We start from the raw sequence: 19,183 nt of genomic DNA, 5'->3' as shown, positions 1-19,183 counted from the left end.
CATCCGGCGGATGGTTGCGGGTACCCCGCCGCAGTGGTGATAAGCCCGCATTTCCTCCCGTATGCGAAGCCTGTGAAACGTGCCGGGAGGCGAAATCAGGACCCTGCTGCGCGGCCCTACGGGGGCGGGAACCGCTCCGCCAGTTCCCGTACCTCCGCCCGCGCCCTGGGATCCTCCCGCATCGCCATCGCGAACAGCACCGCGATTCTGGCCATCTCCGCCTCGCCCATGCCCTGGGTGGTGAGCGCGGCGGTGCCCAGCCTGATGCCGCGGGCCTCCGAGTGCGGCAGGGCGCACGAGTCGAGGACCAGGCCGGCGCCCGCGAGCCGGCCGCGCGCGGTGCGCCCGTCCACGCCGAACGGGGCCGGGTCGGCGAGCACCAGATGGGTGTCGGTGCCCCCGGTGCACACCCCGAACCCCTCGGCGAGCAGCCCCTCGGCCAGGATGCGCGCATTGGCGACCACCTGATGGGCGTACGCGGTGAAGCCCGCGGTGGACGCCTCGCCGAACGCGACGGCCTTGGCGGCGATCGTGTGCATCTGGGCGCCGCCCTGGGTGAAGGGGAAGACGGCCCGGTCGATGCGCGCGGCGAGCTCCTCGCCGCACAGGAGCAGCCCGCCGCGCGGGCCGCGCAGCACCTTGTGGGTGACGGCGCACACGACGTCGGCGTACGGGACCGGGCTCGGCGCCGCTCCCCCGGCGACGAGTCCGATCGGGTGCGCCGCGTCCGCGATGAGGTAGGCGCCCACGTCGTCGGCGATCTCGCGGAAGGCCCGGTAATCCGGATGGCGGGAGTAGGCGATCGAGCCGCAGACGATGGCCTTGGGCCGGTGCTCGACCGCCAGGTCCCACACCTCGCCGTAGTCGATGAGCCCGGTGTCCGGCGCCACCCCGTACCCCACGAAGTCGAACCAGCGCCCGGAGAAGTTGGCGGGCGAGCCGTGGGTGAGGTGTCCGCCGTACGGGAGCCCCATCGCGAGGACGGTGTCGCCGGGCTTCAGGAGGGCCGCGTAGGCCGCCAGCACCGCCGAAGTCCCCGAATGCGTCTGGACGTTGGCGTGCGCGGCCCCGAACAGGGCCTTGGCGCGTTCGACGGCGATGCGCTCGGCCACGTCCACGACCTCGCAGCCGCCGTGGTGGCGGGCACCCGGATAGCCCTCGGCGTACTTGTTGCCGAGGTGGGAGCCGAGGGCGGCGCGCACGGCCGGCGAGGTGAAGTTCTCGGCGGCGATCAGCTGCAGCGAGGTGGCCTGCCGCTCGGTCTCGCCGAGCAGCACGTCGGCCATTTCGGGGTCCTGCCGTCTCACGGCGTCGAACCCCGCGCGTTCAGTGCCAACTGCGGAGGTGACGGACATGCGTCCAGCGTAGGTCCGGGCCGCCGCGCGCGCCCGGTGTGATGGCGCGTCTCAGTGGTGCGTGGGCACGCCCGTCAGGGCCGTCACGACCGGGTCGAGGGCCTGGTTGATCTCGTCGCCGATGGAGCGGAAGAACGTGATCGGAGCGCCGTAGGGATCGTTGACCTCGTCGGCCTCGGCGCTCGGCGCCAGCAGCCAGCCGCGCAGCGCCGCCGCGGCCCGCACCAGGGCCCGCGCCCGCTCGACCATGCCCTCCTGGAGGGGGTCGGGCAGGGTGGCCGGGTCTATGGCGCGTACGAGCCGGGTGAACTCCTTCAGGGTGAAGGTGCGCAGGCCCGCCGAGTGGCCCATCGAGATGACCTGGGCGCGGTGGTCGCGGGTGGCCGTGAGGACCAGGTCGGCGGTGATGACGTGCTCGTCGAGGAGCTCGCGCCCGGTGAACCCGGTGGCGTCCGCACCGAAGTCGGCGAGGACGGCCGCGGCGTTGGCCTCCATCGGGGCGCCCTCGTGTCCCCAGGTGCCGGCGCTCTCCACGATGAGGCCCCCCGTGAAGGGGTCCCCGAGCCGGTCGCTCAGGGCATGGCGGGTCAGCCGCTCGGTGATCGGCGAGCGGCAGACGTTGCCGGTGCTGACGTGGAGGATGCGGAACGAGTCCACCGCGGGATGGACCGTGCCTATGCCACGCCCCTCAGGGGCGGTCAATTGGCCACCTCGAGGTCGGGTACCACCTTGCGCAGCTCGTCCGCGTCGAGCGCGCCGGCCCGCAGCAGCACCGGGACCTTGCCCGTGACGTCGACGATGGACGACGGGACGATGCCCGGGGTCGGGCCGCCGTCCAGGTACACCGACACGGAGTCGCCGAGCATGCCCTGGGCCGCGTCGCAGTCCTCGGGCGCCTGGTGGCCGGTGAGGTTGGCGGAGGAGACGGCCATCGGGCCGACCTCGGTGAGCAGCTCGATGGCGACCGGGTGCAGCGGCATCCGGATCGCGACGGTGCCGCGGGTGTCGCCGAGGTCCCACTGGAGCGAGGGCTGGTGGCGCGCGACCAGGGTCAGGGCGCCGGGCCAGAACGCGTCGACGAGCTCCCAGGCCTGCTCGGTGAAGTCGGTGACCAGGCCGTGCAGGGTGTTCGGCGAGCCGATCAGCACGGGCGTGGGCATGTTGCGGCCGCGGCCCTTGGCGTCCAGCAGGTCCATGCAGGCCTGCGAGCTGAAGGCGTCGGCGCCGATCCCGTAGACGGTGTCGGTCGGCAGCACCACGAGCTCACCGCGGCGAACGGCGGACGCGGCTTCGCGCAGACCGGTCGTGCGGTCCGTCGCGTCGTTGCAGTCGTATCGCCGAGCCATCAGCGGGCCTCCTCGTACACGTACACGGTCTGGGTGTTGATGCGGATCACGGCGTGGCCTTGCGGGCCGTGGCGAAGCGCGGGCGCTTGTTCAGGTCGGGGTGATCGGCCGCGTCCGCCCAGCCGGCCTCCTCGTTGAAGATCCACGGCACCTGGCCGCCCTGGGTGTCGGCGTGCTCGATGACCACCAGCCCGCCGGGCCGCAGGAGGCGGTGCGCGGTCCGCTCGATGCCCCTGATGGTGTCGAGGCCGTCCTCACCGGAGAACAGCGCGAGCTCGGGGTCGTGGTCGCGGGCCTCGGGAGCGACGTACTCCCACTCGGTGAGCGGGATGTACGGCGGGTTGGAGATGACCAGATCGACCTGGCCGTCGAGCTCGGGCAGCGCGGTCAGGGCGTCGCCCTGGTGGAGAACGACGCGGGACCCCTCGACGTTCTTCCGCGTCCATGCCAGTGCGTCCTCGGACAGCTCGACGGCGTGCACGCGCGAGCGGGGCACCTCCTGCGCCATGGCGAGCGCGATGGCGCCCGAGCCGGTGCACAGGTCGACGATGAGCGGCTCGACGACGTCCATCGCGCGGACGGCGTCTATGGCCCAGCCGACCACGGACTCGGTCTCGGGTCGCGGCACGAACACCCCTGGCCCGACGTGGAGTTCGAGGTAGCGGAAGAAGGCACGGCCGGTGATGTGCTGGAGCGGCTCGCGGGCCTCGCGGCGGGCGATGGCCTCCCAGTAGCGGGCGTCGAAGTCGGCGTCCTTGACGTGGTGCAGCTCTCCCCGCTTGACACCGTGGATGTGCGCGGCGAGCTCCTCCGCGTCGAAGCGCGGTGAAGGCACGCCGGCGTCGGCCAGCCGCTGGGTGGCCTGGGCCACCTCGGCAAGCAGCACGCTTCGGGGGCCTGGGGGTCGCCCCCCAGAGTTTTGCTGCACGCTGGTCCTCCGGCAGTCGTACGGGGATGTGATTACTGGGCGGCCGCGAGCTTGGCGGCGGAATCCGCGTCGACGCAGGCCTGGATCATCGCGTCCAGGTCGCCGTCGAGGACCTGGTCCAAGTTGTACGCCTTGAAGCCGACGCGGTGGTCCGAGATGCGGTTCTCCGGGAAGTTGTACGTCCGGATCTTCTCGGAGCGGTCGACGGTGCGCACCTGGCTGCGGCGGGCGTCGGCGGCCTCCTGCTCGGCGGCCTCCTGGGCGGCGGCGAGCAGCCGGGAGCGCAGGATGCGCATGGCCTGCTCCTTGTTCTGGAGCTGGCTCTTCTCGTTCTGGCAGGAGGCGACGACACCGGTCGGGACGTGCGTGATGCGCACGGCGGAGTCGGTCGTGTTGACGGACTGGCCGCCGGGGCCCGAGGAGCGGTACACGTCGATGCGCAGGTCGTTCATGTTGATCTCGACGTCGACCTCCTCGGCCTCGGGCGTGACGAGCACACCGGCGGCGGAGGTGTGGATGCGGCCCTGCGACTCGGTCGCGGGCACGCGCTGCACGCGGTGCACACCGCCCTCGTACTTCAGGCGCGCCCAGACGCCCTGGCCGGGCTCGGTCGCGCCGTTGCCGCCCTTGGTCTTCACGGCGACCTGGACGTCCTTGTAGCCGCCCTGGTCGGACTCGGTGGAGTCGATGATCTCGGTCTTCCAGCCGACCCGCTCGGCGTAGCGCAGGTACATGCGCAGCAGGTCGCCGGCGAACAGGGCCGACTCGTCGCCGCCCGCGCCCGCCTTGATCTCCAGGAGTACGTCCTTGTCGTCGCTCGGGTCGCGCGGGACCAGGAGCAGGCGGAGCTTCTCGGTGAGCCCCTCGCGCTGCGCGGTCAGGTCCTTGACCTCGGCGGCGAAGTCCGGGTCGTCGGCGGCGAACTCGCGGGCGGTCTCGATGTCCTCGCCGGTCTGCTTCCAGGCGCGGTAGGTACCGACGATCGGCGTCAGCTCGGCGTAGCGCTTGTTCAGCTTGCGCGCGTTGGCCTGGTCGGCGTGGACCGAAGGGTCGGCGAGCTTCTTTTCGAGGTCGGCGTGCTCGCCGATCAGGTCCTCGACCGCTTCGAACATCGGTGGCTCCTGGGATTCAGACGAAGAAGTAGGACTGGACGGCAAAGCGCCGGTCGCGGCGCCCCCGGGAAGGAGGCGCCGCGGACCGGCGCAGTGGGCTCGCTACTTCTGGGCGGAGCCGGCAGCGGCCTTGCCGAAGCGGGCCTCGAAGCGGGCCACGCGGCCGCCGGTGTCCATGATCTTCTGCTTGCCCGTGTAGAACGGGTGGCACTCGGAGCAGATTTCGGCGCGGATGGAGCCGCCATCGATCGTGCTACGGGTGGTGAAAGCCGCGCCACAGGTGCAGCTGACCTGGGTCTCGACGTACTCGGGGTGGATGTCGCGCTTCAAGGTGTCTCCTAGGTTCGGGAGGGCTCCGGGTCGCAGGCGCGGATTGCGCATACGTGAACCGGGGCCGACGTACCAGTCTGCCAGGACTGGCCGCATCTCCCAAAACGGGGGTGGAGGGGGATCTATTCCCCGGGCCCGCCGAAGGCCCCCGGCGGGCCGTGGCCCGGGGGCGTGGCCGCTACTGCCCGGCGACGTAGCCGCCCGCGGTGCCCTTGTCGCCCGCCGATTCGGCGGTCGCGGACGCCGGGATCGGCTGGTCCTTGGACAGCGCGTCCCAGACCTGGCGGGACTGCTCCTCCAGCGGGCTGACGCGGTTGGCGTCGAGCTTGTCGTACTGCACCGGCAGCGTGATCATCTTGACGTTGGAGGCGTCCAGGCCCTTGAGGCCGCTCGCGAAGCCGATCAGGGAGTTGACCGAGCTGAGGTCGGAGTCGGTGGTGATCGCCTTGGTGGCCGCGTCGGCCAGACCGTAGAGCTTGGTCGGGTCGCCGAACACGCCGACGCTCTTGACCTGCCCGATCAGTGCCTTGATGAAGGCCTGCTGGAGCTGGATGCGGCCCAGGTCGCTGCCGTCGCCGACCACGCCGTGGCGGGTCCTTACGAGGCCGAGCGCCTGTTCGCCGTTGAGGGTGTGGCGGCCGGCCGGCAGGTCGAGGTGGCTCTTGTCGTCCTTGATCGGCTTGTTGGTGGTGACGGGCACCCCGCCGAGCTGGTCGATGAGCTTCTTGAATCCGGTGAAGTCGACCTCGATGTAGTGGTCCATGCGGATGCCGGACATCTGCTCGACCGTCTTGACGGCGCAGGCCGGGCCGCCGACCTCGTACGCCGTGTTGAACATCTGGCGCCTGGCGCCGGGGTCGCTCTTGCCGTCACCGGTGGTGCAGGCGGGGCGCGTGATCAGGGTGTCGCGCGGGATGGAGACCACGCTCGCCGTCTTGTGGCCCTGGTAGACGTGGACGATCATCGCGGTGTCGGACCGGGCGCCGCCCTCGTCCGTCCCGTACTCCTTGTTGGCACCGGCCCGCGAGTCGGAGCCGAGGACCAGGATGTCCATCGAGCCGTTGTCGACGTTCTGCGGCCGGTCGGTGCCGAGCTGGGCGTTGATGTCGACGCCCTTGAGGTTGCCGTTGAGCTTGAAGTACACGTAGCCGAGGCCCGCCCCGCCGACGAGCACCACGCCGGCCGCGCTCCACGCGGCTATCCGCACGGCGCGACGGCGCGTGCTGGGCTGCTTGCGGCGCTTGCCCGCTCCGCGTATTCGGCTGCTGCGTGTGCCCTGCTCGGCCATGGTCTCCTCAGTCCTCGGTGCTCCTCCGGATACCCCGTGCCCCGACCTGCGAGCACGGATTGTCGACACTTGTCAGACGGTGAAGCACCAAGAAGGGTTGCACAGGGTTCTAAGAAGGCCATAAGAGCGCATCGCGGCCGCGGCGCAACCCGGACCGGGCCGCACCGCCGTCACCTGCGGGTTCGCGACGGCCGGCGGGCGCGCCGCCGGCCGTCGCTCCCCCGGGGGCTGTGGCGAAGGCCTCAGCCGATGAGGCCGTATCCGCTCCAGCCGCCGCCGATCCGGTAACGGTCGCCGAAGGCGCCGTGGCCGTTGCCCGGGTAGAGCCAGAGCACTCCCGCGCCGTCGCGGGCGAACAGGTCGGCCCGGCCGTCCCCGTCGACGTCGCCGGTGGCCGCGTAACCGGGGAAGGTCCAGCCGGCCGAGCCGGCCAGGGTGCGGGCGCCGAGGGTGCCGCGGCCGGTGCCGGGGTAGAGCCAGAGCTTGCCGGCGGTGTCCTGGGCCAGGACGTCGGCCTTGCCGTCCCCGCTGTAGTCGCCCCGGCCCACCAGGACCAGGGGCGCCCAGCCGGCGCCGAGGGCCACCCGGGTGCCGAAGGCTCCGTCACCCCGGCCGGGGTAGAGCCAGAGCTGGCCTGCGGTGTCGACGGCGAGGAGATCGGTCAGCCCGTTGCCGTCGAGGTCGCCCGGCAGCACGATCGACTTCATCGCGCCCCAGCCGCCGCCCAGGTCCTGTGTCACATAGGCGTTCGCCGCCGCGCTGTAGTGGTACCAGCCCAGGTGGCCGCCGGTGGTGCGCACCACGAAGTCCTGCCGCTGGTCGCGGTCGAGGTCGGCCTGGCGGACCAGGTCGTAGCCGCGCCAGTCGCCCAGCGAGTACCGGGTGCCGAGGGTGATGCCCTGCGAGTAGTAGGCGAAGCCCTCGCCCGTGCTGTCGCTGCGGGCGAAGAGGTCGGCGCGGCCGTCGAAGTTCAGGTCGGTGTCGTCGATGCGCGGGCCGGTGAGCCCGGCGAAGGTGCTGAGCTTCGCGTAGACGCTGTACGAGCCGGACGCCACGCAGTCCGGCCGGCCCCAGGACACCAGGCCCACGATGCGGTTGCCCACCACGAGCGGGCCGCCGGAGTCGCCGTCGCACGGCGAGACGGTGCCCGCGTCGGTGCCGCTCGCCGGGTTCCCCGCGCACGCCATCTGGCCCGCGACGAAGGAGCTCTCGGGAGCCTGGTTGTAGTAGGCGGCGCAGGTGCCGTCGGACTGGACCGGGACCGTCGCCTTGAGCAGCGACATCGACACGTCCTGGTTGGCGGAGCTGGTGCGGCCCCAGCCGTACACGGTGGCCGGGGTGCCCGGCTGGTAGGCGACGCTCTCGTCGGACGCGGCCGGCTGGAGCGTCTGGTACGGCAGCGGCGCGGCCAGCGTCAGCACGGCGACGTCACCGGTGAGCGCGTTCGCGTCGTAACCGGGGTCGGACCACTGCCGGGCCACGTTGACGAGCTGCCCGCCGTGCAGGTCCCCGTCCAGCGGGTACTGCGTGGTGCCGCCGAGCACGACACCGTTCTTGGTCCAGTCCCGGCCCGCCACGCAGTGGGCGGCGGTGAGCACCTTGCCGGGGGCCACGAGGGTGCCGCCGCAGAAGGTGCCCTGGTCGGTGGCCGGGTCGTTGTAGAAGAGCTCGACCATCCAGGGCGCCTCGCCGACCGCGGCCGGCTGACCACCGATGATCTTCGGGTCACGCGGGGACGGCGCCTGCGAGGCACTGGGCGCGGGGCTCGCCGCGGCCGGCGTGAAATGGCCGATAGCTCTCTTGAGCCTGTCCCGCAGTTCTGCTTGCGGGGCCGGGGCCGACGGCGCCTGGACGCCGTGCCGGCCGGGCAGGGGTGGAGCTTGGTCCGCCTGGGCGGGCACGGCCCCGAGGGCCAGCGCTCCCAGCGCGAGTGCGGCGGACGCCGCAGGGAGGGCATTGCGCACCCTCCGACTGCCAGATGTCATGCGATCTCCCCATATGTCGATCCGAGGATGCGAAGGGGGAGCGAAGGCGTCACAAGACAGCGAGCCCTGCCCGGTGTTGCTCAGGGCAGAGCTCGGCGGCTCAGTGGCGCATCAGTCGTGCGTTCCCCCCACTTACGGCTCGTCGATCGTACTGGCAAGAAAACGCCCCCGTCAGGAGAATGACGGGGGCGCCCTCAACTGGCCCTGCTGGACCCGGAGTTGCTAGTCGTTGCCGTTGCCGTTCGGCCCGGGCGTCGTCTTCTGGATCTGGAGCAGGAACTCGGCGTTCGACTTCGTCTGCTTCATCTTGTCCAGGAGCAGCTCGATGGCCTGCTGCTGGTCGAGCGCGTGCAGCACCCGGCGCAGCTTCCAGACGACCGCGAGCTCGTCGCTGCCGAGCAGGATCTCTTCCTTACGGGTGCCGGACGCGTCCACGTCCACCGCCGGGAAGATGCGCTTGTCGGCGAGCTTGCGGTCGAGCTTGAGCTCCATGTTGCCGGTGCCCTTGAACTCCTCGAAGATCACCTCGTCCATGCGCGAGCCGGTCTCCACGAGCGCGGTGGCGAGGATGGTCAGCGAGCCGCCGTCCTCGATGTTGCGCGCGGCACCGAAGAAGCGCTTCGGCGGGTAGAGCGCGGTCGAGTCGACACCACCGGACAGGATGCGGCCGGAGGCCGGGGCCGCCAGGTTGTACGCACGGCCCAGGCGGGTGATCGAGTCGAGCAGCACGACCACGTCGTGACCCAGCTCGACGAGACGCTTGGCGCGCTCGATGGCCAGCTCGGCGACGGTGGTGTGGTCCTCGGCGGGACGGTCGAAGGTCGAGGAGATGACCTCGCCCTTCACCGACCGCTGCATGTCGGTGACCTCTTCCGGACGCTCGTCGACCAGGACGACCATCAGGTGGCACTCGGGGTTGTTGTGGGTGATCGCGTTGGCGATCGCCTGCATGATCATGGTCTTGCCGGTCTTCGGCGGGGCCACGATCAGACCGCGCTGGCCCTTGCCGATCGGCGACACGAGGTCGATGATCCGCGTGGTGAGCACACCCGGGTCGGTCTCCAGGCGGAGCCGGTCCTGCGGGTAGAGCGGGGTCAGCTTGTTGAACTCCGGGCGCCCGCGGCCCGAGTCGGCCGCCATGCCGTTGGAGGAGTCCAGGCGCACCAGCGCGTTGAACTTCTCGCGGCGCTCGCCGTCCTTCGGCTGGCGCACGGCACCGGTGACGTGGTCACCCTTGCGCAGGCCGTTCTTGCGGACCTGGGCGAGCGAGACGTACACGTCGTTCGGGCCCGGCAGGTAGCCGGACGTCCGGATGAACGCGTAGTTGTCGAGGATGTCGAGGATGCCCGCGACGGGGATCAGGACGTCGTCGTCGGCGACCTGCGGCTCGGCGCCGAACTCGTCACGGCCACCACGGCGGCCACGGCGGTCGCGGTAGCGTCCGCGCCGGCCACGGCGGCTGCCGTCGTCGTCGAAGTCGTCCTGCGGACCGTTGTTCTGCTGCTGGCCCTGCTGCTGACCCTGGCCGCCCTGGCGCTGCTGGCGCTGGCCGCCCTGCTGGTCCTCGCCCTTGCCCCGGCGCTCACCACGGTCACTGCGCTCGCTGCGCTCACCACGGTCGCCACGGTCACCGCGCTCGCCACGGTCACCGCGCTGGCGGTCGCGGCGGTCGCCGCGGTCACGGCGCTCGCGGCGGCCCTCGGCGCTGTCGACCGCCTCGGCGGCCTTCGCCTCGGGCTCCTTGGCCTCGGTCTTGACCTCGGCCCTCGCCTCCGTCTTGGTGGCGGTCTCGGCGGCGGCCGAGGTGGACTCGGGGCTGCCGGAGGGCGCGGTGGCGCGACGGCGGCGGCGCTCGCCCGCGGGCTGGTCGTCACCGGCGGCGGCCTGGTCGGAGACCTTGGCGGACGGCTGGCCGGGGATGTCGATCTGCTGCTGCGCGGCCTGCTTCTCGGCGGGCGCGGCGGCCTCCTCGCCCGTACGGGCCTTGGAGGTGGCGCGGCGCTTCGGCTTGGCCTCGGCGTCGCCGGACGCGGCGGCGCCCTTGGCCGCGGAGCCGCCTCCTGCCTGCGCCTCCTTGATGACCTCGATCAGCTGGCTCTTGCGCATGCGCGCGGTGCCCCTGATGCCGAGGCCGGACGCGACCTGCTGCAGCTCGGCCAGGACCATGCCGTCGAGGCCGGTGCCGGAGCGGCGGCGCCGTGAGGTGGTGCCAGAGGCAGCACCTGCGGCGGGCGCGGGGGTGTCGACAGAGCTGTCGGCAGTCACGCCCATCAGATCGGTGGTGTCGCTCACGAAGGGTCCTTCCCTGGAGCGGACGTCGGCCTGTCTGGCTCGGCGACCGGTTGTGCTGTCCGGCTTCGGCCCGTGGTCTGCTCGACCACTGATCGTGCCGGGGCGGTGGCCCGCCGCGTACGGCGGAGAGACAAAAGTGCGTGGGTTCCGGCCCGAGATCCCCCTGCTCGGCCCCTGCTGGGAAAAAGCGTGGGGTGTCGTGCCGGTTCCGGAGCGTGCTCGAAACTGCTCAGGCAGGCTGCGCAGGCAGTTGGGGAGGCTCTCGGAAGAAAGGCGGTCCCTGAAGGGGACACGAAGCACCGCGCCACGAAGACGACCGATGCAGACTTGAGGTTAACACTACCGGATCCAACAAACATTCCCCCTCTCGTTCACCGGCAAGCCGCGCTCCCTGCGCCTACGACCCGAGCGGCAGGACGCTCGCACCCGCGGCGTCGAGACCGAGCCGGTTGGCGGCCCACCCCTCCCCCGCCAGGCGTGCGACCTTGTCGGCCGCGCCGTCCTCGACCAGCGCGAGCACCGTCGGCCCCGCGCCGGAGATCACCGCGGGCACGCCGTCCGCGCGCAGCCGGTTGACCAGCGCCACGCTCTCCGGCATCGCCGGTGCGCGGTACTCCTGGTGGAGCCGGTCCTCGGTGGCCGCGAGCAGCAGCTCGGGGCGCCTGGTCAGGGCCTCCACGAGCAGCGCCGCACGGCCCGCGTTGGCCGCGGCGTCGACGTGCGGGACGGAGCGCGGGAGCAGTCCGCGAGCCGTCTCGGTCAGGACCGCCTTGCCGGGCACGAAGACCACCGGAACGACGGAGTCCGCGGGGTCCATCCGGATCGCGCGGGCCGCGCCGCCGTCCATCCAGGACAGTGTGAATCCGCCGAGCAGACAGGCGGCCACGTTGTCGGGGTGGCCCTCGATCTCGGTCGCGAGCTCCAGCAGGGCCGCGTCGTCGAGCCGGGCGTCGCCGCCTATGGTCACGGCGCGCGCGGCGACGATGCCGGCGCAGATGGCGGCGGAGGACGAGCCGAGGCCGCGGCCGTGCGGGATGCGGTTGGCGCAGACGACCTCGAGGCCGCGCGGCTGCCCGCCGAGCAGGTCGAAGGCGGTGCGCAGGGACCGTACGAGGAGGTGGCTCTCGTCGCGGGGCAGCGTCTCGGCGCCTTCGCCCGCGATGTCGACGTGCAGGCCGGAGTCGGCGACGCGGACGACCACGTCGTCGTACAGACCGAGCGAAAGGCCCAGCGAGTCGAAGCCCGGGCCGAGGTTGGCGCTCGTGGCGGGGACGCGCACCCGTACGGCGGCGGCGCGGAATGCGGGACCGGCCATCGCTCTGATGACTCCTTGTGAGACTGCTGCTGGTGTCTGCTGCGAGGTTTTCGAAGACGTACAAAACACCCGGGGGCCACGTGGGCAACTGCACCACGGCATATGCGGCGGGGCGGGTTGAGTACAGCCTATCGAAGGAAGGTTCTGTGGCGACATAGGGCGCACAGGAGGCGCACGATGCGTGTCGCGAGCCCCCTGTGCCCCTACGTGCGGGCTTGTCCGGTTTTACGTCTGCGTCCCGGCGGTGCGGGACGCAGACGCACCGCGGCGGACAGCGGTTACACGAGGCCCAGGCGCTCGGCCGCGGTCGCCGCGTCCACCGGGACGGTGACGGGCTGCGGCGCTCCCGCGACGGCCCAGTCGGGGTCCTTGAGGCCGTTTCCGGTCACCGTGCAGACGATCTTCTGGCCGCGGTCGACCAGACCGGCCTCGGCGGCCTTGAGCAGTCCGGCGACCGAGGCGGCCGACGCGGGCTCGACGAAGACGCCCTCCTGCGAGGCGAGCAGGCGGTAGGCGCGCAGGATCTCACGGTCCGTCACCTCGTCGATGAGGCCGCCCGATTCGTCCCGCGCGGCCAGCGCGAACTGCCACGAGGCCGGGTTGCCGATGCGGATCGCGGTGGCGATGGTCGAGGGGTCCTTGACCACCTCGCCGCGCACGATCGGCGCCGAACCCGACGCCTGGAAGCCCCACATGCGCGGGGTGTGCGTGGAGACGCCGTCGCCGGCGTACTCCTTGTAGCCCTTCCAGTACGCCGTGATGTTGCCGGCGTTGCCCACCGGCAGGACGTGGATGTCGGGGGCGTCGCCCAGCGCGTCCACGATCTCGAACGCGGCGGTCTTCTGGCCCTCGATGCGTACCGGGTTGACCGAATTGACCAGCGCCACCGGGTAGTTGTCGGACAGCGAGCGGGCCAGCGTGAGGCAGTCGTCGAAGTTGCCGTCCACCTGGAGGATCTTGGCACCGTGCACGAGGGCCTGGCCCATCTTGCCCAGCGCGATCTTGCCCTGCGGCACGAGGACCGCGCACACCATGCCGGCCCGCACCGCGTAGGCGGCGGCCGAGGCCGAGGTGTTGCCGGTGGAGGCGCAGATGACGGCCTTGGCGCCCTCCTCCTTGGCCCGGGTGATCGCCATCGTCATGCCGCGGTCCTTGAAGGAACCGGTGGGGTTGGCACCCTCGACCTTGAGGTGCACCTCGCAGCCGGTGCGCTCGGAGAGCACCTGCGCGGGCACGAGCGGCGTACCGCCCTCGCGGAGGGTGACGACCGGCGTCGTAGCGGAGACGGGGAGCCGGTCCCGGTACTCCTCGATGATTCCGCGCCACTGGTGGGTCATTGCTGGTTACTCCCCTTCAACACGCATGATGCTGGCGACACCACGCACGGTGTCGAGCTTGCGCAGGGCGTCCACGGTCCCGGTGAGGGCCGCGTCGGCCGCGCGGTGGGTGACGACGACGAGGGAGGCCTCGCCGTCCTTGCCCGACTGGCGGACGGTGTCGATGGACACCCCGTGTTCGGCGAAGACCGTCGCCACCTGGGCGAGCACGCCCGGCTTGTCGGCCACGTCGAGGCTGATGTGGTAGCGGGTCACGACCTCGCCCATGGGGCTCACGGGCAGCTGCGTGTACGCCGACTCGCCGGGGCCGGTCGCTCCGGCCAGCTTGTTGCGGCAGACCGCGACCAGGTCGCCGAGGACGGCGGACGCGGTCGGTGCGCCCCCCGCGCCGGGCCCGTAGAACATCAGCTGTCCGGCGGCCTCGGCCTCGACGAACACCGCGTTGTAGGCGCCCCGCACGGAGGCCAGCGGGTGGTCGAGCGGGATCATCGCCGGATGCACGCGGGCGGTCACCGAACCGCCGTCGGCGGCCCGCTCGCAGATCGCGAGCAGCTTGATGGTGCAGCCCATCTGGCGCGCCGAGGCGAAGTCGGCGGCGGTCACCTCGGTCATGCCCTCGCGGTACACGTCGTCGAGGCGGACCCGGGTGTGGAAAGCGATCCCCGCGAGGATGGCGGCCTTGGCGGCGGCGTCGAAGCCCTCGACGTCGGCGGTCGGGTCGGCCTCGGCGTAGCCGAGCGCGGTGGCCTCGTCGAGGGCCTCCTGGTAGCCGGCGCCCGTGGAGTCCATCTTGTCGAGGATGAAGTTGGTCGTCCCGTTGACGATGCCGAGGACCCGGTTGACCTTGTCGCCGGCCAGGGACTCGCGCAGCGGGCGGATCAGCGGGATCGCGCCGGCCACCGCGGCCTCGTAGTACAGGTCGCGGCCGTGCTCGACGGCGGCGGCGTGCAGCGCCGCGCCGTCCTGCGCGAGCAGCGCCTTGTTCGCGGAGACGACCGAGGCGCCGTGCTCGAACGCGGTGGTGATGAGGGTGCGGGCGGGCTCGATGCCGCCGATCACCTCCACGACGACGTCGATGTCGCCGCGTTTGACCAGGGCCGTGGCGTCGGTGGTGACGAGGGCGGGGTCGATGCCCTCACGCACCTTGGAGGGACGGCGGACGGCGACCCCGGCGAGCTCCACGGGAGCGCCGATGCGCGCCGTGAGGTCGTCGGCGTGCGTCGTCATGATGCGCGCCACCTCTGAGCCGACCACTCCACAGCCCAGCAGCGCCACCTTCAGCGGACGCGTACGCATCATCCGACCTCGTTTCCTCTTCAAACCTGGAATGCGAACCAGTCTCACTCACCGGACCGGGGTTTCTGCCCTCGGTCCGGATCCTGAGACAACTATTTCATCTAGCCGACGTCGAGGCGCAGGAGATCTTCCTCCGTCTCACGCCGGACGATCACCCGGGCCGCCCCGTCGCGCACGGCGACGACCGGCGGACGCAGCGCGTGGTTGTAATTGCTGGCCATGGAGCGGCAGTACGCGCCGGTGGCCGGCACCGCGATCAGATCACCGGGCGCGAGGTCGGCGGGCAGGAACGCGTCGCGGACCACGATGTCGCCGCTCTCGCAGTGCTTGCCGACCACCCGGACCAGCATCGGCTCGGCGTCGGAGGTGCGCGAGACGAGCGCGACGGAGTACTCGGCGTCGTACAGCGCGGTGCGGATGTTGTCGGACATGCCGCCGTCCACGCTCACATACGTCCGCAGCCCTTCGAGCGGCTTGATGGTGCCGACCTCGTACAGCGTGAACGCGGTCGGTCCGACGATCGCGCGGCCCGGCTCGACGGAGATGCGGGGGGCGCGCAGCCCGGCCGCGTCGCATTCGCGCGTGACGATCTCGCTGAGCGCCTTGGCGATCTCGTGCGGCTCGCGCGGGTCGTCGTCGGAGGTGTACGCGATGCCGAGCCCGCCGCCGAGGTCGATCTCGGGCAGCTCGACACCGTGCTCGTCCCGTACCTCGGCGAGCAGTTGGACGACCCGGCGCGCGGACACCTCGAAGCCGGCCATGTCGAAGATCTGCGAGCCGATGTGCGAGTGGATGCCGGTCAGTTCGAGCCCGTCGAGCTTGAGGGCGCGGCGCACGGCCTCGGCCGCCTGGCCGCCGGCCAGCGCGATGCCGAACTTCTGGTCCTCGTGCGCGGTGGCGATGAACTCGTGGGTGTGGGCCTCGACGCCGACGGTGACGCGGATGAACGCCTTCTGCACCCGGCCGAGTTCCTGCGCGATGTGCGCGACGCGCACGATCTCCTGGAAGGAGTCGAGCACGATCCGTCCGACACCGGCCCCGACGGCCCGCCGGATCTCGGCCTCGCTCTTGTTGTTGCCGTGGAAGGCGATGCGCTCGGCGGGCATGCCGGCGTCCAGCGCAGTGGCGAGCTCGGTGCCGGAGCAGACGTCGAGGTTGAGGCCCTCCTCGTGCAGCCAGCGGACCACGGCCCGGGACAGGAAGGCCTTTCCGGCGTAGAACACGTCGGCGTCGCGGCCGAAGGCGTCGGCCCAGGCGCGGCAGCGCAGGCGGAAGTCGGTCTCGTCCAGGAAGTAGGCGGGCGTCCCGAACTCCTCGGCCAGGCGCGCCACTTGGAGCCCGCCGACGGTGAGCGCGCCGTCGGCGTCACGGGTCACGGTGCTCGACCACACCTTGGGGTCGAGGGAGTTGAGGTCGGTCGGAGGCGCGGAGTAGTGGCCCTCGGGAAGCACGTCGGCGTGGCGGGGGCCGGCGGGGTGCGCGGATCGGCTCATGGTCGTACGTCTCTTCTCTTGCACGTCGTACACGTCTGGGGTCGTGACAGCGGCTGACGGCGGTGTCGGTGCGCGCGGGTCACAAGAACTCGGGGGCGTCGATGCCGAGCAGGGACAGGCCGCCGGCCAGCACCGTCCCGGCGGCCTCGGCGAGGGCGAGCCGGGAGCGGTGGGCGGCCGAGGGTTTCTCGTCGCCGAGGGGAAGCACCGTGTGCTGGAAGCGGAGCAGCTCGTCGGCGACGGCTTCGAGGTGCCGCGCGAGCCGGTCGGGCGCCCGGTGGCGGGCGGCGCCTTCGAGCACCGCCGGATACTCACGGACGAGCCCGAGCAGGGCTCCGCCGTCGGGGAGGGCCCAGCCCTGGGGGGCGGCCCCGGCTGCGGGGGCGGCCCCGGCTTCGAGAACGACCCCGCCCTCGGGGACGGCCCAACCCTGGGGGGCGGCCTCGGAACGGAACCCGAGCTGGTGGGCGCCCCGGGTGAGGGCGCGGCTGCGGGAGTGCGCGTACCGCACTCGGAACAGAGCACTGCTCTCGCGCTGGGCGAGCAGCTCCTCGACGTCGGTACGGGGCCGGTCGTGCCGGGCGGCCCGGAGCACGGCCCAGCGTGCGGCCCCTTCCCCCACCAGCGCGGCGAGCGGCGCCACGGCGCACGGAACGGCACTGAGCACCTGCCCGCGCTCCCCCGCCCCGACGACACGGGCCTGGGCGCCCTGCGCCCGCAGAAGCCCCGCCACGACCTCACTGACGACCCGGGCCCGCTCCTCGCCCGCCGCGAACGCGAAGACCTCCCCGGCCAGAGCGCTCCCGTGCCCGTACCGGACACCGGCGTCGAGGACCTGCCCGACCACGTCGTACTGGGTGCCCCGCTCAAGGGTGATGTTGAGGAAGCCGGGCCCGCTGATCTCGACGAGCGCGATGCCGGGCTGCTCGGCGATGCGCCGCCGCAGCTCCTCGGCGACCTGACGGGCCGGAAGCCCGACCGCGGCCGCGAGCTTGAGCGCGATGCCGCTGGCGTAGTCCCCGCCCCCTCCGGGCCGGGGCCGCTCGACCTTGACGGCCGGCTCCCCGCGGACACCGCCGAGGGCGCCCGCGTCGACCGCACTGCGCACGGCGCGCACGACGGTACGGGAGAGCTCTGCGGGGGTCACGGGACCAGCGTAGGCGAGAAGGGGGGCCCCTCCGCGAACCGGTTTCGCCATACGGGCAGGTACGGGGGGGCGGTGCGTGGCGGGGGCGCGGGGTGCGGGCAGGGCTTGGGGCCGCGGGTGCGGGGTGCGGGTGGGCCGGGGTGCCTTCGGGACGAGTCGCGCCCTGGCAGGACCGGCCCGGGGAGGGCGTCAGCTTCGGTTGATGCCGGCCCGCCCGGGCTCCCTGCTGCCGTCGGCAGACGGCGGAGCCTCCCGATGCAACAACTGCCGTACGACCCGGACCAGTTCGGTGGGCTCGAACGGCTTGGCGAGGAAGGCATCGACCCCTGCGGCGAGCCCGGTCTCGATCTCGTCCTGGGTGCAGGCGCTGATGATGGCGACGGGGAGCGTCCTCGTACGGGGATCGGATCGCAGCCGCGCGGCCGTCCGCAGCCCGTCGAGCCGGGGCATCATCACATCGAGGGTGACCACGTCGGGGCTGACCTCGTGCACGACCTCCAGGCATTCGGCACCATCGGCCGCGGTCACGACCTCGAAGCCCTCCAGCTCGAGGTTGACCCTGATCAGCTGCCGGATGACCTTGTTGTCGTCCACCACAAGGACCCGGCCGGACACGCCCGCCACCCTTCGAGGTTAGGTCCGAGGAGGGCACCGCGTCCGGGTTTTCCCCACTTCCACCCCGCCCGGGGGACACAGCCCGCCGAAGCCCCCGAAATACCTGTTCACAGGCACCCCGACAGAGCTGGTAGGGTTCTACCCGTCGCCGCCGAACGCGGCGGACGCCCCCGTAGCTCAGGGGATAGAGCAACGGCCTCCGGAGCCGTGTGCGCAGGTTCGAATCCTGCCGGGGGCACCTCGCAAGAGGTGCCAAAAGACCCCGCCATCAGCGAAGTCGCTGAGGTCGGGGTCTTTTTCTTTGCCCGTACACATTCCCCTCCGCACCACTCGCTCCGCCATGACGAGGGGGGTACGTACTCGACCGCAGCTGCGGCACGCCCGTACCGGCCGCAGCCCACCGAAAGCCCTACGGCACCATGATCCGCATGGATCTGGAAGGGATAGGGGCTGTAGTTGCGGCAGTCGTTGCCGGAGTGGGTGTGCCCGCGGCCGTACTCGTCGGCCGATGGCAGACAAAGGCGGCGCTGCGCGCAGCGGAGGCGACCAGCGAGGCGGGACTGGCTCAAGCCCGGGCCGCGTACCGCGCAGCACTGGACACCGTGCGCGCGCAGGTGAACGCCACTCACGTACAACAACGGCGCGCCCCCCAGCGGGAGGCGTACGCGTCCTTCCTCCTCGCTGCCCAGCGCGTAAGGGAGTTGGGCGAGCGGCTCAGACCGTCATTGAGCTCGAAGGCCCGGACGATGTGGCCGCGCCGGCCGCGGTAATGACCGACGCCGTCCAGCACATCAGCCAGCACTTGTGGAGGCAGGCGACCTACGAAAGGGCACAAGCCAGGCTGGGACAGTTGCTTGACAGCCCGTCAGCGAGTGTCCGTGCCGACGCCGCGAGGTTCGAAGAAGCGCTCGCAGGCGTGCGCGCTCCGCATCCGCCGGGTGTGACACACGGCGACGCGCCGACGGGTGAGCTGGCAGCCGCGCGGCAGGCCTGCCGCCTCGCCCGGGAGGATCTACCCGAGAATGTGCTGAGCCACGAGGAGTTCGAGGCAGTGCTTGAGGCCCAAACCCAACGTCCTGCAGCTTTCCGCAGCGAGTATCTCGACGCCGTGCAGGGCTTCGAGGAGGCTGAGGTGCGCTTCGTGCAGGCTGCCAAAGCAGAACTGCACACGCTGCCCGTCGTGTGAGCACAGCGGCGCGGTGCGCAGTTGTGAGGGCACAGAAAAAGCCCCGCACCATGACCGTAATTTCTTACGGTCTGGTGCGGGGCTTTCCCCACAATTTGTTCGGCGGCGTCCTACTCTCCCACAGGGTCCCCCCTGCAGTACCATCGGCGCTGAAAGGC

At 71.6% G+C, this 19,183-nt stretch carries 16 protein-coding genes and 1 tRNA gene; 2 read left to right on the top strand and 15 right to left on the bottom strand.

Annotation, left to right across the window (positions count from 1 at the left end; genetic code table 11):
* Positions 1 to 116: 116 nt before the first annotated feature.
* The 15 genes from glyA to ACGF3I_RS34125 form a co-directional block, all read right to left on the bottom strand.
* Complete coding sequence (gene glyA / locus ACGF3I_RS34195; RefSeq protein WP_393139047.1) at positions 117 to 1,355, bottom strand: serine hydroxymethyltransferase; 1,239 nt, start codon at positions 1,353 to 1,355, stop codon at positions 117 to 119.
* 51 nt (positions 1,356 to 1,406) lie between these two features.
* A complete protein-coding gene (locus tag ACGF3I_RS34190; RefSeq protein WP_393139045.1) occupies positions 1,407 to 2,057 on the bottom strand; it encodes a protein-tyrosine-phosphatase in 651 nt (216 codons plus the stop codon).
* Positions 2,054 to 2,701, bottom strand: a complete 648-nt coding sequence (locus tag ACGF3I_RS34185; protein WP_393139043.1) for an L-threonylcarbamoyladenylate synthase — start codon at positions 2,699 to 2,701, stop codon at positions 2,054 to 2,056. The genes ACGF3I_RS34190 and ACGF3I_RS34185 overlap by 4 nt, the downstream gene beginning before the upstream one ends.
* Positions 2,702 to 2,747: 46 nt before the next feature.
* Positions 2,748 to 3,629: a peptide chain release factor N(5)-glutamine methyltransferase gene (gene prmC, locus ACGF3I_RS34180; RefSeq protein ID WP_393139041.1), complete on the bottom strand. Its 882-nt coding sequence runs from the start codon at positions 3,627 to 3,629 to the stop codon at positions 2,748 to 2,750.
* A gap of 32 nt (positions 3,630 to 3,661) precedes the next feature.
* Positions 3,662 to 4,741, bottom strand: a complete 1,080-nt coding sequence (prfA, locus tag ACGF3I_RS34175) for a peptide chain release factor 1 (RefSeq protein WP_393139039.1) — start codon at positions 4,739 to 4,741, stop codon at positions 3,662 to 3,664.
* A 102-nt stretch (positions 4,742 to 4,843) separates the two neighbouring features.
* A complete protein-coding gene (gene rpmE, locus ACGF3I_RS34170; RefSeq protein ID WP_328309600.1) occupies positions 4,844 to 5,071 on the bottom strand; it encodes a 50S ribosomal protein L31 in 228 nt (75 codons plus the stop codon).
* A gap of 178 nt (positions 5,072 to 5,249) precedes the next feature.
* Positions 5,250 to 6,359 (bottom strand): LCP family protein, encoded by a 1,110-nt coding sequence (locus tag ACGF3I_RS34165; protein ID WP_393139037.1) that lies wholly within the window; start codon positions 6,357 to 6,359, stop codon positions 5,250 to 5,252.
* Between the two features lie 242 nt (positions 6,360 to 6,601).
* The gene (locus tag ACGF3I_RS34160; RefSeq protein ID WP_393139035.1) at positions 6,602 to 8,344 is read right to left on the bottom strand and encodes a trypsin-like serine protease; all 1,743 of its coding nucleotides are present in this window, start codon (positions 8,342 to 8,344) and stop codon (positions 6,602 to 6,604) included.
* 222 nt (positions 8,345 to 8,566) lie between these two features.
* Positions 8,567 to 10,636 carry a transcription termination factor Rho gene (gene rho / locus ACGF3I_RS34155; protein WP_393139033.1) on the bottom strand — a complete coding sequence of 690 codons (2,070 nt, stop codon included), beginning with the start codon at positions 10,634 to 10,636 and terminating at the stop codon, positions 8,567 to 8,569.
* A 397-nt stretch (positions 10,637 to 11,033) separates the two neighbouring features.
* Positions 11,034 to 11,951, bottom strand: coding sequence for a homoserine kinase (gene thrB / locus ACGF3I_RS34150; protein WP_393139031.1), 918 nt, complete (start codon positions 11,949 to 11,951; stop codon positions 11,034 to 11,036).
* A 278-nt stretch (positions 11,952 to 12,229) separates the two neighbouring features.
* On the bottom strand, positions 12,230 to 13,288 hold the full coding sequence (gene thrC / locus ACGF3I_RS34145) for a threonine synthase (protein ID WP_393139029.1): 1,059 nt from the start codon (positions 13,286 to 13,288) through the stop codon (positions 12,230 to 12,232).
* 6 nt (positions 13,289 to 13,294) lie between these two features.
* The gene (locus ACGF3I_RS34140) at positions 13,295 to 14,587 is read right to left on the bottom strand and encodes a homoserine dehydrogenase (protein WP_393139027.1); all 1,293 of its coding nucleotides are present in this window, start codon (positions 14,585 to 14,587) and stop codon (positions 13,295 to 13,297) included.
* 98 nt (positions 14,588 to 14,685) lie between these two features.
* Entirely contained in the window at positions 14,686 to 16,077 is a 1,392-nt protein-coding gene (gene lysA / locus ACGF3I_RS34135) for a diaminopimelate decarboxylase (protein ID WP_393139025.1), read from the bottom strand.
* 79 nt (positions 16,078 to 16,156) lie between these two features.
* On the bottom strand, positions 16,157 to 17,224 hold the full coding sequence (nrtL, locus tag ACGF3I_RS34130; protein ID WP_393139023.1) for an ArgS-related anticodon-binding protein NrtL: 1,068 nt from the start codon (positions 17,222 to 17,224) through the stop codon (positions 16,157 to 16,159).
* 189 nt (positions 17,225 to 17,413) lie between these two features.
* On the bottom strand, positions 17,414 to 17,839 hold the full coding sequence (locus tag ACGF3I_RS34125; RefSeq protein ID WP_393139061.1) for a response regulator: 426 nt from the start codon (positions 17,837 to 17,839) through the stop codon (positions 17,414 to 17,416).
* A 166-nt stretch (positions 17,840 to 18,005) separates the two neighbouring features.
* Here ACGF3I_RS34125 and ACGF3I_RS34120 point away from each other — a divergent pair.
* Positions 18,006 to 18,077: transfer RNA gene (locus tag ACGF3I_RS34120), tRNA-Arg, on the top strand.
* A 531-nt stretch (positions 18,078 to 18,608) separates the two neighbouring features.
* Entirely contained in the window at positions 18,609 to 19,025 is a 417-nt protein-coding gene (locus tag ACGF3I_RS34115) for a hypothetical protein (protein WP_393139021.1), read from the top strand.
* Positions 19,026 to 19,183: the final 158 nt, after the last annotated feature.

It is taken from the genome of Streptomyces sp. NPDC048111, from assembly GCF_043202815.1.
Lineage (GTDB): Bacteria > Actinomycetota > Actinomycetes > Streptomycetales > Streptomycetaceae > Streptomyces.
Note: the sequence above shows the minus strand (reverse complement) of the source record. Positions and strands in the feature narration are given on the sequence as shown.